Genomic DNA, 14,114 nt, shown 5'->3' with positions numbered 1-14,114 from the left:
AAGCGCCCACACTTATCGGCTGTTATTTGTTAAAGAACCATCCTGCCCGTACCGCAGATTTCCATCTACCGTACCCGCCGTCAAATCGTTGTGTTTGTCAGCCAGCAGAGAAACGAGATTATGAAGCTTATTCTGTTTTGCGTCAAGCTTTTTACACTGTAGCTGTTCGCCTAACTGCTTCTTTTTACAAGAGTTTTCGATCTTGCAAGCCGCACGCGAATCGCTCCATTTCGTGCACCAAAGAGGCGAGATTATGGAGCGTTTGACAGCTTAGGTCAAGGGCCCCAGGCAAGATTTTTGGAGACATCAATGGCTGCGCTTAGCTTGCAGCTTTCTCGTGAAGCGCGTTGGCGTGTCCTTCGGTTACTTGCCTCTGCTGGCTATCGTTGACGACGATCAAAGCTCCTCATGTCACGCGACGTAGCATCATGTTGTTGCTACGCTTGATTGGTTGTCCGACGGACTACGGTTTGAGGCAATAGTCGTCTCGATACCTTTATAGATGCGGAACATTTTGCTTCCGCCATACTGATTGATACGCACGTCCAACGCACTTCGTCTCTATGTGCTTATGAGACGAAGTAGGTTGATCTCTCTTCTAGTTGAAGCCTGTAATTCCCGTCATAAAGTGGATAGAAATTCGAGTCCATTATCAATAGCGCATTCCGGAGTATTTGCCATGGATCGTTTGCATTGCGAGCTTTCTCAAGCGCTCGAGGAGTTGTCGGCCGTAGAGGATTTGCGGTTTGCTGATGCTTTCCATAATTTTGTTTCCAAACTGGAACACTCGTTTCGGCAAGAGGAGGCATGGCTGGAAGAGACGCAATGTCCATCACTTTTGATGCATGTTGAGGAGCATGCGCGCGCCTTAAGCGCTTTGCACCACCTCCATTCCCGCATCATGGCCGGCGGGATTTCGGAAGGTCGCGAAGTCGTACAGTATGTACTGCCCCATTGGCTGACATTCCACATGGCCGCCATGGACTTCGCTTTCACAAGTTCGCACGACCAAGCAGATGCCTATGGCGGACCTAATGCGCTTCTTACGGCGGAATCAGGCTCTGATGTTCCACATTAAGATAGGTGTTGACTAGGATGACTACTCGGAGAATCTATGAAGTTAAGCTTCCCGTCCGCTGTGATGAATTTCTGGCGAAGGCTGCTGGATAGGGATAACTCCACCGAGGACCATGAAGGTTCGGTAACGAGTTAGGCCGTTATCGAGCGGCCTCCGGACCGGCAATATGCGTGGATGCTTCGAGGTGTACATGAGCATGGGCACGGTGAAAAGGCAATGACATTGAGCGTCGATTGTCAAGCGGAAGCTCAATATCATTGCCAAAAGACCTAGATCGCATTGCCAGCGCTTCATCTTTCTTTTGCCGCATGGCTATTGCGGACAACATAGTTGTTGCTACTAGTTCATGCTAGCGGACGATGGCAGTAATTCCAATTGAAAATACGTTCAGAATTGTCTCAGCCTCGGCTCAGCGAAAGCGTGTAACTGTTGCCAACTTTGGCATAAGTATCCACATGGTGCCGCGCTGTTTCATTCTTCCTGCTTTTTCACCGGCTTGTTTTCCAAAGCCCCAAAAGAAGTCAGCCCTGACCCCGCCTTTGATTGCCCCACCGGTATCCTGCGCTAATACGAGCCGTTGCATCGGCACGTCGCTTCCTGGCTGGGTAGTCGATAAAAAGACGGGAACGCCAAGAGGAATTGCTTGCGGATCGATTGCGATAGAGCGTTGAGGCGTTAAAGGTAAGCCCATCGCTCCCTTTGGCCCTTTCGAAGCATCGTTTAGCTTTTCTTCCCGAAAGAAAACGTAGCTTGGATTCGCATTTAATAATTCCTGTTGACGCGCCGGATTGGCGGCATACCAGGCCTTGATACTTTGCGCCGATGCCTGGTCAAGCGTGAGCTCGCCCTTATCGACGAGATACCGCCCGATGGACTTGTAAGGATGGCCATTCTGATCGGCAAATGCGACACGTACCGTTTCCTTGGTATCGGTTAGTTGCACGCGCCCGGAGCCTTGCACCTGCAGGAAAAATGCCTCGACTGGATCGTCGACCCAGAGCAGTTCCTTGCCGCTCAGGCTGCCATTCTGTAGCATTTCGGCGCGCGACAGATAAGGCATGACTTTATTACCAACTACCCGCCCACGTAAGCGCATTCCTTTCAATTCAGGGTACACGCTCGTCAAGTCGATCGTCAGCATATCTTCCGGCGCCCGATGCAGTGGAGTCTGGTAAACCCCGCCCCGTTTGCGCGCGCCTTGCAACAGCGGCTCGTAGTAGCCGGTTACCAGGCCGTTGTCCGAACCATCAGTATTAATAACCTGGTATGGCGTGAAAAAGGCTTCGAAAAACGTCCGGATTGCACCTTCGCTACCTGCATTGACATCGCGGGCAATTGTGCAGGGCTCTTTCCATTCCGCGCGCTTTACAAGCACCTCGCACGATGTCAAAAACGCAGGCCATGCTTCACGCAGATTGTCATTTTTCCAGCCCGGCAGCGCTGTAAACGTCGCCGGTCGAAGAACCTCCTTTGGCCCGTCCGCCGGCTTTGCATCAACCGGCGGTATGCTACCAGGCATAGCAACTACCGGCGGCTTAGAGGCTTGCTGTTGTGGAGGAACAGAGGTACATGCCGCCAGCGCGAGAGCGACTGTAACGGCGGATGCGAGTAAACTTGGGCGAATAACTGACATTGAGGAATGAAAAAATGTGGCTGTTAATGCTTGAAGCGGGTGTTGCGCTCTTCCTGCTCGTGTTTATTGTATGGTGGACCATGTTCCACGGTCGCAAGCCGGATCAGCCGCCACCGTCGAAACCCTTGCCACGCAAGGACGATGCGCAACAGTAAATCAGTGCAGCGTGCGTGGCAATGACAAGATGAATTCCGGAACAGCGGCTTCAAACTGCGTGCCGTCTTCAGCAACGCAGAAGTAACTTCCCTTCATCGAACCCTGCGGTGTGGCGAGCGCGGTGCCGCTGGTGTACTCGAATTGTGCCCCCGGCGCCAGGAGCGGTTGATGACCAACTACACCAAGACCCTTTACCTCTTCCACGCGATTATTGGCGTCGACGATGATCCAATGCCGTGAAATCAGCTGCGCGGTGACATCGCCGGTGTTTCTGATCGTGATCGTATAGGCAAAAACATAATTCGAGCGATCCGGGTCGGATTGTTCGGCAAGATACTGGGTACGGACAGACACGGTAAATTGATAGGCAGCCATGGTATTCCTTGTTGTTCTTGTCAGTATGTCACTGCAAAAGGCAGCAGTCGGGAGTATTCAGTGTATTGCTCATCCGATCAAGGAAAGTGACAACACGTCGCAATCAGGTGAACGGGTAAAATAGCGCATCCTTCTCAAACTTGCTTGTCATGGCCACTTACCGTATCGCTCCCAGTATTCTATCCGCCGATTTTGCCCGCCTGGGCGAAGAAGTCCGCAATGTCGTTGCCGCCGGTGCCGACATCATCCATTTCGACGTGATGGATAACCATTACGTTCCCAACCTGACCATCGGCCCGCTGGTGTGCGAAGCGATCCGCCCGCACGTCCAGGTGCCGATCGATGTGCACCTGATGGTCAAGCCGGTCGACCGCATTATCCCGGACTTTGCCAAGGCAGGTGCCAATATCATTACCTTCCATCCGGAGGGATCAGAGCATATTGATCGTTCTCTGCAACTGATCCGCGATAACGGATGCAAGGCCGGGCTGGTATTCAATCCTGCAACGCCGCTGCATTATCTCGACCATGTGATGGATAAACTGGACATCATCCTCATCATGTCGGTCAATCCAGGTTTCGGCGGCCAGTCTTTTATTCCTGAAGCACTGAAGAAGATTACCGAGGTACGCCGCCGCATCGACGAATCCGGCCGTGACATCATGCTTGAGGTGGACGGTGGGATCAAGATCGAGAATATTGCCGAGGCCGCCCGCGCCGGCGCAGATACTTTCGTGGCTGGCTCTGCAATCTTCGGGAAGCCCGATTACAAGACTGTAATCGACGCCATGCGGACTAAACTCGCGCAAGTATGAACGCACCGGAACACCTGATATTGCGCGGCATTCGTGCCGCCATCGTGGATCTCGACGGCACCATGATTCATACGGCACCGGACTTCCTGGTGGCGGTCAATCGCATGCGCAGTGACCTCGGCCTTGGTCCGCTGGATATCGAGACGATCACGCATTTTGTCGGCAAGGGAACGGAAAATCTGATGCGGCGCGTGCTGGCCGTGGATTACGGACCTGACGAAGTGGATATCCATTTTCCCCAGGCGCTTGCGTCCTATCAGCGCCACTATCTCGCCATCAATGGTGATTATTCGAAGCTGTATCCCGGAGTACGCGAAGGGCTGGACGCGCTCAAAGCAAAAGGCCTGCGTCTGGCTTGCGTGACCAACAAGCCGATCGCTTTTGCCGTGCCGCTGCTGGAAAGGACCGGCCTGCGTGGATACTTCGAACTTGTCTATGGTGGCGACTCGCTCCCGAAAAAGAAACCGGACCCGCTGCCGCTGCTGACGGTGTGCAAGGATTTTGGCTTGCGCCCGGAAGAAGTGGTAGCGATTGGCGACTCGTCCAACGATGCGCAAGCCGCTCGTGCAGCCGGTTGCCGTGTCCTGAACGTACCTTATGGGTACAATCATGGCGAATCTATACATGAGGTAGATTCCGATGGTATAGTTCCAACGCTGCTTGACGCGGCGACACTTATTTCTGCATAAAACTGCAAACATAACATAATGTTTCTCGGCAAAAAACGTAACGCAACCTCACCAGGCCAATTTGAGGCCTGGCTGTGGCGACGCTGGCAATCCTGGTCCAACTGACCCCGATCGCCGCTGACCTCTCACACCCTGAGCTTGCATGGTCGGCAACGTTTTTTGCACTATCACCCCCGCTATTGAACTCTCGTTCTACAATAGCGCCCGGAGAGAAACATGACTGAACTCGAATTCAAATCGCTTGCCACGCAAGGCTACAACCGTATTCCGCTGATTGCCGAGGCATTTGCAGACCTCGAAACACCGCTGACGCTGTACCTGAAACTGGCGCAGACCCAGAACGCGGGGCGCAATACCTTCCTGCTTGAATCAGTGGTCGGGGGCGAACGCTTCGGACGCTATTCCTTTATTGGCCTGCCGGCATCCACGCTGATGCGCAGCTACGGCACCAGGACCGAAGTCGTCAAGGACGGCAAGGTCATCGAATCCCACGAAGGTAATCCACTCGAATTCATTACCGAATTCCAGTCGCGCTACAAGGCGGCAATCCGTCCCGGCATGCCGCGTTTCTGCGGCGGCCTGGCCGGCTATTTCGGTTACGATGCCGTGCGCCACATTGAAAAACGACTCGCCAATTCGGCGCCGAAGGATGATCTGGGATTACCGGACATCCAGTTACTGGTCACCGAAGAACTGGCTGTCATCGACAACCTGTCCGGCAAACTCTATCTGATCGTCTATGCCGATCCGACGCAGCCCGAAGCCTACTCGCGCGCGCGCCAGCGCCTCAAAGACCTGCGCGCCATGTTGCGCCGCGCGGTCGATGCACCGGTGACCTCGGCATCGGTGCGTACCGATACAGTCCGCGAATTTGCCAAGGACGACTACATCAGGGCAGTCGAGCAGGCCAAGGAATACATCATGGCCGGCGACTTGATGCAGGTACAGATCGGCCAGCGCCTCAAGAAATCCTATGTCGATTCGCCGCTGTCGCTGTACCGCGCCCTGCGCTCGCTGAATCCTTCGCCCTACATGTACTTCTATAATTTCGGCGACATGCAGATTGTCGGCGCATCGCCGGAAATTCTGGTACGCAATGAGCAGACCAACGATGGCAAGCGCAAGGTAACCATACGCCCCCTGGCCGGCACGCGCCCACGCGGTGCGACACCGGAGAAAGACGCGCAACTCGCCAAGGAATTGCTGGCTGATCCGAAAGAGATTGCGGAGCATGTGATGCTGATCGATCTTGCCCGCAACGACATCGGCCGCATCGCCGAAACCGGTAGCGTGCAGGTGACCGACAAGCTGGTCATCGAAAAGTATTCGCACGTACAGCATATTGTTTCCAACGTCGAAGGCACGCTGAAGCCGGAGTTGTCCAACCTCGACGTCATGAAGGCAACCTTTCCCGCTGGCACCTTGTCCGGCGCACCGAAGGTACGTGCCATGGAAATCATCGACGAACTTGAACCGACCAAGCGCGGCATCTACGGCGGCGCTTGCGGGTACTTGTCGTTCGGCGGCGAAATGGATCTGGCAATCGCGATCCGTACCGGCGTAATCAAGGACGGCACACTCTATGTGCAGGCAGCTGCCGGGGTGGTCGCTGACTCGATACCCGAGATGGAATGGCAGGAAACAGAAAACAAGGCGCGCGCCGTGCTGCGCGCCGCCGAGCAGGTACAGGACGGACTGGACGGGGAGCTCTGATATGTTGCTGATGATTGATAACTACGACTCCTTCACCTTTAACCTGGTCCAGTACTTCGGTGAGCTTGGTGAGGATGTACGCACTTTTCGCAATGACGAAATTACGCTTGAGCAGATTGCAGCGATGAAGCCGGACCGCATCTGCATTTCGCCTGGACCCTGCACACCGAATGAAGCCGGCGTTTCGGTGCCGGTGATGAAGGAGTTTGCGGGCAAGCTGCCCATTCTAGGGGTGTGCCTAGGACACCAGGGAATCGGCGCAGCATTCGGCGGCAAGGTAGTGCGCGCCAAGCAGGTCATGCATGGCAAGACTTCGGTGATTCACCACACGGGCGTTGGTGTCTTCAAGGACCTCCCCAATCCCTACACCGTGATCCGCTATCACTCCCTGGCCATCGAACGCGAGTCGCTGCCGGACTGTCTGGAAGTGACAGCCTGGACCGACGACGGTGAAATCATGGGTGTGCGCCACAAGGAATTCGATATCGAAGGGGTGCAATTCCATCCAGAATCCATCCTGTCCGAACACGGCCACGCCTTGCTGAAGAACTTTCTGACACGTTAGTCGAAACCCTTGCTCTCCTTCCCTTCCCGTCCGCTGGATGGGAAGGATTGAAACGAATACTCTGAACACTCTGAAGAGGTCGTCATGCCGATCACCCCACAAGAAGCGCTATTACGCTGCATTGAGCATCGCGAAATATTCCATGACGAGATGCTGTCCCTGTTCCGCAGGATCATGAGCGGTGAGATGTCGCCGGTCATGGTCGCGGCGCTGACCATGGGTTTGCGCGTCAAAAAGGAAACGATTGGCGAAATCGCTGCTGCTGCTCAGGTCATGCGCGAATTCGCCACCAAGGTACCGGCGCGCAATACCGAGAATTTGCTCGATATCGTTGGCACGGGCGGTGACGGCGCGCATACCTTCAATATCTCAACGGCCTCGATGTTTGTCGCCGCCGCGGCCGGTGCGCGCGTGGCTAAGCATGGCGGACGCAGCGTGTCATCCTCATCGGGCAGCGCAGATGTGCTGGAAGCGCTTGGTGTCAACATCAATCTGAAGCCCGAGCAGGTCGCCCAGTCTATCGAAGAAACCGGTATTGGCTTCATGTTCGCGCCCAACCATCATGCGGCGATGAAGCATGCGGCCCCAGTGCGCAAGGAACTCGGTGTACGCACAATTTTCAATATTCTCGGCCCGCTCACCAATCCGGCCGGTGCCCCCAACATCCTGATGGGGGTGTTCCATCCCGATCTGGTTGGCATTCAGGTACGGGTGCTGCAACGTCTGGGCGCACAGCATGCGATTGTGGTCTGGGGGCGTGACAACATGGACGAGGTCTCGCTCGGAGCAGGCACGATGGTCGGCGAACTCGTCAACGGTGAAGTACGCGAATATGAAATCCACCCGGAAGACTTCGGTCTGCAGATGGTGGCAAGCCGCAATCTCAAGGTGTCGGGTGCGGCAGAATCGAAATTGAAAATTCTGGAAGCCCTCGATAACACGCCAGGGCCGGTGCGTGACATCGTTGTGCTCAACGCAGGCACTGCGCTGTATGCGGCGGGTACCGTTCCTTCGATCGGCGATGGCTTGACGAAAGCGCGCGAAGTGCTGGCATCGGGTGCGGCGCGCAGCAAGCTGGAGCAATTCATTCAGGTGACCCAACAGCTTGGCACTGCCTGAGCGCTGCCTCTGCTTTTATTTCAGCCACAGATCATGTCCGATATCCTCAACAAAATCCTTGATGTCAAAGCGGACGAAGTCGCCGCCGCTAAAAAATACCGCGATTTCGCGAGCCTGCGGCGCGATGTCGAAAGCAATACAGAAGCACGCCAGTCCTTGCGCGGCTTCGAGGCCAGCCTGCGCGCGAAGACTGCTGCCGGCCAACCTGGCGTGATTGCCGAAGTCAAGAAGGCATCACCATCGAAAGGCGTGCTGCGTGCCGATTTCAAACCTGCGGACATTGCCGCAAGCTATGCCGAGCATGGCGCAGCCTGCCTGTCGGTCCTGACCGATGTGCAGTTCTTCCAGGGCGCACCGGAATATTTGCAGCAAGCCCGCGCAGCGTGCTCCATTCCGGCCTTGCGCAAGGACTTCATGGTCGATCTCTATCAGGTCTATGAAGCACGTTCCTGGGGTGCGGACTGCATTCTGCTAATCGTTGCCGCCCTGGATCATGGCCTGATGGCAGAACTGGAAGTCTGCGCCCATGAGTTGGGTATGGGTGTGCTGGTCGAAGTGCATGATGGCGCCGAACTGGATGCGGCGCTGCGATTGAAGACCAACATGGTCGGCATCAATAATCGCAACCTGCGCACGTTCGAGACGTCGTTGCAGACCACTCTCGGCCTGTTGCCGCGCATTCCGCCAGAGAAACTGATCGTTACCGAATCCGGCATTCTCACACCGGGTAATGTGAAGCAGATGCGTGATGCCAACGTCAACGCCTTTCTGGTTGGCGAAGCGTTCATGCGTGCCGAGAATCCGGGCGTGGAATTACAGCGCTTATTCTTCTGACCGCTGTACTGCTGTTTCGGCAACACACGCATGGTGACGTCTACCCTGGAATGGGAAAACGTCACCATGCAACTCATCGAATACGGCTCGATGAATACATCTCGAAAATCCAGTTCCCGAACTTGACTTAACGTCGCCGTTCTATCAGTGTGCGCGCCACCAAGCCAAGCGCCAGCATCGCATAGATGCCCGTCAACGAGGTATTCGACAGTCTTTTCTCATAACCGGGTGTAAAGCGTTTCGGCACAAGATAGTAATCCGTTACATAAGCCCCCGCCGTGACGACGGCGGCACCAATCAGCGGGCGCAGCGGAGAGTTGTGCAGATCCCCCGCGCGCGGCCCGAACCATTTTTCATAAATTGACGCCCAGAACACCGTCGCGGCATGGTTCAGCAAGAACCCCATCACCGTGTACTTGATAGAAGGCTTGTCCTGCCACGCTGCCTTTTCGCCCCAGACGATGTGACTGGTCGCATTCAGCGGCGCGGCATAGGATGCGGTTTCGCGCTTGCCTGCCAATGACGCGGCGAGAGCGGTGGTAACGCCGGCGACGGTGCCGGAAATCAATGATTTGCTGAGCAAGCTATTGGTTTGCAGATTCATGCTCTTCTCCTCGGATCGTCAATGCACTTTTTTCAACGCGTCGGGCTTGTGAGCCGCTTCGGCGCCGGTCTTATCGCTCTGTACGAGGTATTGCGGATCATCGGGTGATGCAGCGACATGATGGCCTTTGATGTCGGTCGGTTCGGTCAGTTTTTTCAACACAGTGCCATGTACCATGCCTTGGGACGAATGCCATTCGACCTTGTCGCCTTTCCTGAGAGTATTGCTCATCTTGTCTCCTTTCATCGTGCTGGTAAAAACCGCACGGTTTTGTAGGGCATACACATACCGCCCCACGCAAATGCCGCGAGCTTTGCCTTAAATATCATCAACGTGAAGGGAAGATGGCAAGTTGCATGCCATAGGACGAGTCTTCGAATTCTGTGAGAACCGAGCCTGAGTAATGCTTGTTTGCAAAAACTTAGGAGTCGTTGCGGAAGCAGAGGAAGTTAAAGAATGCTCATGGCGACCTTGACCGCAAACCATGCGGCGGCCAGGTGCCAGAATGTTGTTACGCGGCTTGAACAGAAAGCCATTTGGCTCGCTTGCGGACAGTGGCTGCAGGTTTTTCCTGAGATACAAAGCTTACTTGTGGTGCGTCATCCTGGACGAGAACCACATTGAAGGCCATCAGTTCGTCCCGTCGGAAAGCATGGATGCTGACGACATCGCCGGCACGATAGCGCGACAGCAAGGCGTCCAGATTCGTCGGTGTCACACGCAATCCGTTGAGCGCCACCAGCAGATCACCGGCAGACAAACCTGCCTGGTGCGCCGCACCGCCTTCATACACACTGGCCAGCTTGCAGTCATTGCCTTCGCGCGTGGTACGCACGCCCAGGCCAAGCTTTGCATCCTTGCGCTTATCGCTGACAGTCACACCAAATGGTGCCAGAAGTTTGTCGAGCGGCAGGTCTTCCGTGCCGCGGATATAGCGGTCAAAAAACTTCTTTAGCCTGACACCACTTATTTCTTCAAACAGCGCCTCGGCGTCGTCTTCGGCCAAGCCTTGCTCCATCGAAGCGAAATCACGACCATACCGCAACCATAGGGCACGCATGACATCGTCGAGCGATTTTCTGCCATTGGTCTGTTCGCGTATGGTCAGGTCCAGCCCGAGTCCGACCAGCGCGCCTTTCTGGTAGTAGCTGACAATGGCATTCGGTGCATTCTCATCCTGGCGATAATACTTGACCCATGCGTCGAAGCTGGATTCGGCAACGCTTTGCTTGGTACGTCCACTGCCCCGCAACACGCCGTTGACTGTTTTCGCGAGCGTCTTGAAATACTGTTGCTCGTCCATCAGACCAGTACGCACCAGCATCAAGTCATCGTAATAGCTGGTTAAACCTTCGAACAACCAGAGTAGCGACGTGTAGCCTTCGCTGCGTAAATCGTAAGGCGCAAACACGGCGGGCTTGATACGTTTGACGTTCCAGGTATGGAAGTACTCGTGGCTGCACAAACCAAGGTAAGTGCGATAGCCATCGCTCGTTTCCTTCTGCCCGATCACCGGCAGATCGGCACGTGAACAGATCAGCGCAGTTGATGCACGATGTTCGAGTCCGCCGTATCCATCGCCGACGACCATGGTCATGAACACATAACGGTCCATCGGTGCGCGTTTTGTTTTCGGCTCGAAGAGCGCGATCTGCGCTTCGCAGACTTTCTTCAGATCGACCGCAAGCCTTGCCATATCGAGATTGGGTACACGTCCGGTGATCACGATATCGTGCGGCACGCCGTGCGCCTTGAAAGTGGCAAGTTCAAACGTGCCCAGCTCAACCGGATGATCGATCAGTTCATCGTAATTCTGTGCAATGTAAGTGCCAAATCCATAGCGGCGAGCCTTCAGTTCAGGCAGTGCGGTTGCGACGCGCCATGGCTTGTATTCATCGCCTTCGGGCCGTCGGATATCAACTACATGCGGCAGGTACTCCTGCCCTTGGACGCATAGGAACACACTGGTGCCATTGAAGAAACCGTGCGTCTGATCGAGGTGAGCCGCACGCACCGACAAGTCCCACGCATAGACTTCATAAGTCAGCACAATCCGACCATCGCAAGGCGCAGCTAGCCAGGTATGTTTGTCGACCTTGGTCAATGCGACCGGGCCTGCCTTCGATTCAGCCCGGATATGCACGATATTGCGCGCGAATTCGCGGATCATATAGCTGCCCGGAATCCATGCCGGTAACCAGAATATCTGGCCTTCGGGTGCTGGCCGGTCAACGGTCAATGTCACTTCAAACAAATGCGCTACCGGATCCGTGGCAACAATGGTGTAGTTGATCGCATTCTTCATATGGTTCTTATCCTCGTACGTTCGCGGCGATGACGGTCAGCACCAGGCTGGCAACCACGATGCAAGTCAACTTGAGCCGCAACGGCAGAAACCACTCCGGCATGCCGTACCAGACTGACATGCGCTTGTCGGCCTGGTAAGCGCCAATCAGTCCGGCCATCAGGACCGCAAATCCAAAGCCACCCATCAGGGTCGATGACCATGCGATGAGCGCCGGCAAAATACCCCAGACCAAGCCTTTTCGCGTTTGTTCCATGGTCAGGTCACTCGATACCATCACCGCTCCCCAATGCACGCCGCCCAGGAAGGACAGGATCGCGATGCCATACGCAAGTTGGCCTTTAATGAAATCGCCAAGCCAGTCAGGATGCGCGAGCCAGCATCCCAGCATCAGGAGGACGAAAGGAATCAGGCCGGCATAGCCCAGCAGATGCGCAACGCGCTTGTTTACGAAATGGGTATTCATTCAGGTTTGGCGGCGTGCACCAGATTGGCAAACCCGTAGTGTAACGGGATTGCATGCATGATCAGCACGGGAGTCATTGCCATCTTCATGCTGGTTCATTGCGTGCCTGCGGAAACTGCCAGATCCTGAGCGGTATCGATATCACGAAAGATACCGGCATCGCCTGTTTCGATTTCCGTCACAACGCAGCGTGCCAGCAGGCGTCGCGCGCCCTCATCGCCTTGCAGGCGCAGCAGTTCATCGAGATGGATGCGTGAAAAACCAACAGGATTACCACGGCGACCGTCGCAGGTCGGCACCGCAATTCCGGCACCATCCTTCAGCGCGGCATGCAATGCGGCGATGGTGGCAGGCGACACAAATGGCATGTCACCCAGTGCGATGATCCAGCCGCCGGCATCGCTTGCCTCGGATAGCGCGTGTACCAGTGACACGGCCATGCCGTCATCTGCGGACGCACACAAGCTCACACGACATCCGTTTTCCACGAGACGTGAGGCCAACTCTGGATTGTTAGAACGCACCACGGCAACGACCGCCGGCAGGCTGGCAAGAAGATGTCTGGCCGCGGCGACGGCCACCATGGTTCCGTCGGGAAGCGTCTGCTGGAGTTTGTCCTTTTCGCCGGTTGGATCGAAACGCCTGCCACGTCCGGCGGCCAGCAGGATGCCGACAATTTCGCCTGATTTCTGCACGTCAGCGGTTGACATCAACAACCAGGCGACCGCGAACCTTGCCCTGGATGATATCTTGGGCTTTCGATAATGCGTCGGCCAGTCCGATCTCTTCTGTGATCCGCTCGATCTTGGCGACAGGCAGATCGGCCGCAAGACGGTCCCATGCAGCGATACGCCTTTCTTTCGGCGCCATCACGCTGTCGATGCCAAGCAAGCTAACGCCACGCAAGATGAAGGGCGCCACCGAGCCGGGGAGGTCAAGTCCTTGTGCAAGACCACATGCGGCGACCGCACCGCCGTAACGCGTCTGGGCCAAAGCATTCACCAGCGTATGCGAGCCGACCGAATCGACGACACCCGCCCAGCGCTCCTTCTGCAAGGGCTTACCGGGCGCGGACAATTCGGCTCGGTCGATGATATCCACTGCACCCAGCGCTTTCAGGTAATCGGCTTCAGCTGCCTTGCCGGTCGATGCAATTACTCGATATCCCCAGCCGGAAAGAATCGCAATTGCCACACTGCCGACACCGCCTGAAGCGCCGGTCACCAGAATCTCTCCGCTGTCTTTGTGAACGCCACGCTCCTGCAAGGCGATGGCGCATAGCATCGCGGTATAACCGGCTGTGCCGATGGCCATCGCATGGCGTGCAGATATGGCCTCAGGGCGGCGGATCAGCCAGTCGCCCTTGAGCTTCGCGCGCTGGGCGAGGCAGCCCATATGCATTTCGCCGACGCCCCAGCCGTTCAGAATGAATGCGTCGCCAGCCTTCCAGTCCGGATGCGATGACGCCAGCACTTCGCCGGCACCGTCGATGCCCGGCACCATGGGCCATTTGCGCACCACCGGGGACTTGCCGGTGATCGCCAGTCCATCCTTGAAGTTGATGGTCGAATAATCGACCCGTACCGTGACATCACCTTCGGCTGGCAGCTGTGCATCGTCGATCTGGGTCAGCTTAGCGTCGGTCGTGCCGTCTTCATTCTTGTTGAGCAGAATTGCATTGAACATGGGCGTCTCCTGATTGGCAAAACTATTATAGTTCGACCGGAGAAAGCCTGTTCTGCATGAAAAATGGCGCGATCCC

General features: G+C 55.7%; 16 protein-coding genes. 8 read left to right on the top strand and 8 right to left on the bottom strand.

Annotated features, from left to right (window positions below; genetic code table 11):
• Nucleotides 1–679: 679 nt before the first annotated feature.
• Entirely contained in the window at nucleotides 680–1,078 is a 399-nt protein-coding gene (locus ACFQUU_RS12345) for a hypothetical protein (protein WP_382247434.1), read from the top strand.
• A 409-nt stretch (nucleotides 1,079–1,487) separates the two neighbouring features.
• On the opposite strand, the gene ACFQUU_RS12340 is transcribed toward ACFQUU_RS12345, so the two are convergent.
• On the bottom strand, nucleotides 1,488–2,711 hold the full coding sequence (locus ACFQUU_RS12340) for a murein transglycosylase A (RefSeq protein WP_382247433.1): 1,224 nt from the start codon (nucleotides 2,709–2,711) through the stop codon (nucleotides 1,488–1,490).
• A 14-nt stretch (nucleotides 2,712–2,725) separates the two neighbouring features.
• Here ACFQUU_RS12340 and ACFQUU_RS12335 point away from each other — a divergent pair, with 14 nt between their 5' ends.
• Nucleotides 2,726–2,866 (top strand): hypothetical protein, encoded by a 141-nt coding sequence (locus ACFQUU_RS12335; RefSeq protein ID WP_382247431.1) that lies wholly within the window; start codon nucleotides 2,726–2,728, stop codon nucleotides 2,864–2,866.
• A 1-nt stretch (nucleotide 2,867) separates the two neighbouring features.
• On the opposite strand, the gene apaG is transcribed toward ACFQUU_RS12335, so the two are convergent.
• The gene (gene apaG / locus ACFQUU_RS12330) at nucleotides 2,868–3,242 is read right to left on the bottom strand and encodes a Co2+/Mg2+ efflux protein ApaG (protein WP_382247429.1); all 375 of its coding nucleotides are present in this window, start codon (nucleotides 3,240–3,242) and stop codon (nucleotides 2,868–2,870) included.
• 149 nt (nucleotides 3,243–3,391) lie between these two features.
• Between apaG and rpe the strand changes: the two genes are divergently transcribed.
• From rpe to trpC, 6 genes are all read left to right on the top strand, one after another.
• The gene (rpe, locus tag ACFQUU_RS12325) at nucleotides 3,392–4,057 is read left to right on the top strand and encodes a ribulose-phosphate 3-epimerase (protein WP_382247427.1); all 666 of its coding nucleotides are present in this window, start codon (nucleotides 3,392–3,394) and stop codon (nucleotides 4,055–4,057) included.
• Entirely contained in the window at nucleotides 4,054–4,746 is a 693-nt protein-coding gene (locus ACFQUU_RS12320; protein ID WP_382247425.1) for a phosphoglycolate phosphatase, read from the top strand. The genes rpe and ACFQUU_RS12320 overlap by 4 nt, the downstream gene beginning before the upstream one ends.
• Before the next feature lie 216 nt (nucleotides 4,747–4,962).
• On the top strand, nucleotides 4,963–6,459 hold the full coding sequence (gene trpE, locus ACFQUU_RS12315; protein ID WP_057289838.1) for an anthranilate synthase component I: 1,497 nt from the start codon (nucleotides 4,963–4,965) through the stop codon (nucleotides 6,457–6,459).
• 1 nt (nucleotide 6,460) lies between these two features.
• Nucleotides 6,461–7,024, top strand: a complete 564-nt coding sequence (locus tag ACFQUU_RS12310) for an anthranilate synthase component II (RefSeq protein WP_382247422.1) — start codon at nucleotides 6,461–6,463, stop codon at nucleotides 7,022–7,024.
• Nucleotides 7,025–7,108: 84 nt separating this feature from the next.
• Nucleotides 7,109–8,143 carry an anthranilate phosphoribosyltransferase gene (gene trpD / locus ACFQUU_RS12305; RefSeq protein WP_382247420.1) on the top strand — a complete coding sequence of 345 codons (1,035 nt, stop codon included), beginning with the start codon at nucleotides 7,109–7,111 and terminating at the stop codon, nucleotides 8,141–8,143.
• Nucleotides 8,144–8,176: 33 nt separating this feature from the next.
• The gene (gene trpC / locus ACFQUU_RS12300; RefSeq protein ID WP_382247418.1) at nucleotides 8,177–8,977 is read left to right on the top strand and encodes an indole-3-glycerol phosphate synthase TrpC; all 801 of its coding nucleotides are present in this window, start codon (nucleotides 8,177–8,179) and stop codon (nucleotides 8,975–8,977) included.
• A gap of 127 nt (nucleotides 8,978–9,104) precedes the next feature.
• On the opposite strand, the gene ACFQUU_RS12295 is transcribed toward trpC, so the two are convergent.
• The 6 genes from ACFQUU_RS12295 to ACFQUU_RS12270 form a co-directional block, all read right to left on the bottom strand.
• Nucleotides 9,105–9,581: a hypothetical protein gene (locus tag ACFQUU_RS12295; RefSeq protein ID WP_382247416.1), complete on the bottom strand. Its 477-nt coding sequence runs from the start codon at nucleotides 9,579–9,581 to the stop codon at nucleotides 9,105–9,107.
• A gap of 18 nt (nucleotides 9,582–9,599) precedes the next feature.
• A complete protein-coding gene (locus tag ACFQUU_RS12290; protein ID WP_382247414.1) occupies nucleotides 9,600–9,812 on the bottom strand; it encodes a DUF2945 domain-containing protein in 213 nt (70 codons plus the stop codon).
• 280 nt (nucleotides 9,813–10,092) lie between these two features.
• Nucleotides 10,093–11,886: a M61 family metallopeptidase gene (locus ACFQUU_RS12285; RefSeq protein ID WP_382247412.1), complete on the bottom strand. Its 1,794-nt coding sequence runs from the start codon at nucleotides 11,884–11,886 to the stop codon at nucleotides 10,093–10,095.
• A gap of 7 nt (nucleotides 11,887–11,893) precedes the next feature.
• Nucleotides 11,894–12,352, bottom strand: a complete 459-nt coding sequence (locus ACFQUU_RS12280) for a DUF3429 domain-containing protein (RefSeq protein ID WP_382247410.1) — start codon at nucleotides 12,350–12,352, stop codon at nucleotides 11,894–11,896.
• Nucleotides 12,353–12,447: 95 nt separating this feature from the next.
• Nucleotides 12,448–13,062, bottom strand: a complete 615-nt coding sequence (locus ACFQUU_RS12275) for an NTP transferase domain-containing protein (protein WP_382247408.1) — start codon at nucleotides 13,060–13,062, stop codon at nucleotides 12,448–12,450.
• Nucleotides 13,049–14,038, bottom strand: a complete 990-nt coding sequence (locus tag ACFQUU_RS12270) for an MDR family oxidoreductase (protein WP_382247406.1) — start codon at nucleotides 14,036–14,038, stop codon at nucleotides 13,049–13,051. The genes ACFQUU_RS12275 and ACFQUU_RS12270 overlap by 14 nt, the downstream gene beginning before the upstream one ends.
• Between the last annotated feature and the right edge of the window lie 76 nt (nucleotides 14,039–14,114).

Origin of the sequence: Herbaspirillum sp. GCM10030257 (genome assembly GCF_042666555.1) — a bacterium.
Lineage (GTDB): Bacteria > Pseudomonadota > Gammaproteobacteria > Burkholderiales > Burkholderiaceae_D > Noviherbaspirillum.
This window is presented reverse-complemented; position numbering and strand designations above follow the sequence as displayed.

What these genes read in the sequence shown, in the direction of transcription:
- ACFQUU_RS12270 (WP_382247406.1), bottom strand. Translation starts at nt 14,038, where the DNA reads ATGTTCAATGCAATTCTGCTCAACAAGAATGAAGACGGCACGACCGAC.
- ACFQUU_RS12335 (WP_382247431.1), top strand. Translation starts at nt 2,726, where the DNA reads ATGTGGCTGTTAATGCTTGAAGCGGGTGTTGCGCTCTTCCTGCTCGTG.
- ACFQUU_RS12280 (WP_382247410.1), bottom strand. Translation starts at nt 12,352, where the DNA reads ATGAATACCCATTTCGTAAACAAGCGCGTTGCGCATCTGCTGGGCTAT.
- ACFQUU_RS12285 (WP_382247412.1), bottom strand. Translation starts at nt 11,886, where the DNA reads ATGAAGAATGCGATCAACTACACCATTGTTGCCACGGATCCGGTAGCG.
- apaG (WP_382247429.1), bottom strand. Translation starts at nt 3,242, where the DNA reads ATGGCTGCCTATCAATTTACCGTGTCTGTCCGTACCCAGTATCTTGCC.
- ACFQUU_RS12320 (WP_382247425.1), top strand. Translation starts at nt 4,054, where the DNA reads ATGAACGCACCGGAACACCTGATATTGCGCGGCATTCGTGCCGCCATC.
- ACFQUU_RS12290 (WP_382247414.1), bottom strand. Translation starts at nt 9,812, where the DNA reads ATGAGCAATACTCTCAGGAAAGGCGACAAGGTCGAATGGCATTCGTCC.
- trpD (WP_382247420.1), top strand. Translation starts at nt 7,109, where the DNA reads ATGCCGATCACCCCACAAGAAGCGCTATTACGCTGCATTGAGCATCGC.
- ACFQUU_RS12340 (WP_382247433.1), bottom strand. Translation starts at nt 2,711, where the DNA reads ATGTCAGTTATTCGCCCAAGTTTACTCGCATCCGCCGTTACAGTCGCT.
- ACFQUU_RS12345 (WP_382247434.1), top strand. Translation starts at nt 680, where the DNA reads ATGGATCGTTTGCATTGCGAGCTTTCTCAAGCGCTCGAGGAGTTGTCG.
- trpC (WP_382247418.1), top strand. Translation starts at nt 8,177, where the DNA reads ATGTCCGATATCCTCAACAAAATCCTTGATGTCAAAGCGGACGAAGTC.
- ACFQUU_RS12295 (WP_382247416.1), bottom strand. Translation starts at nt 9,581, where the DNA reads ATGAATCTGCAAACCAATAGCTTGCTCAGCAAATCATTGATTTCCGGC.
- rpe (WP_382247427.1), top strand. Translation starts at nt 3,392, where the DNA reads ATGGCCACTTACCGTATCGCTCCCAGTATTCTATCCGCCGATTTTGCC.
- ACFQUU_RS12310 (WP_382247422.1), top strand. Translation starts at nt 6,461, where the DNA reads ATGTTGCTGATGATTGATAACTACGACTCCTTCACCTTTAACCTGGTC.
- trpE (WP_057289838.1), top strand. Translation starts at nt 4,963, where the DNA reads ATGACTGAACTCGAATTCAAATCGCTTGCCACGCAAGGCTACAACCGT.
- ACFQUU_RS12275 (WP_382247408.1), bottom strand. Translation starts at nt 13,062, where the DNA reads ATGTCAACCGCTGACGTGCAGAAATCAGGCGAAATTGTCGGCATCCTG.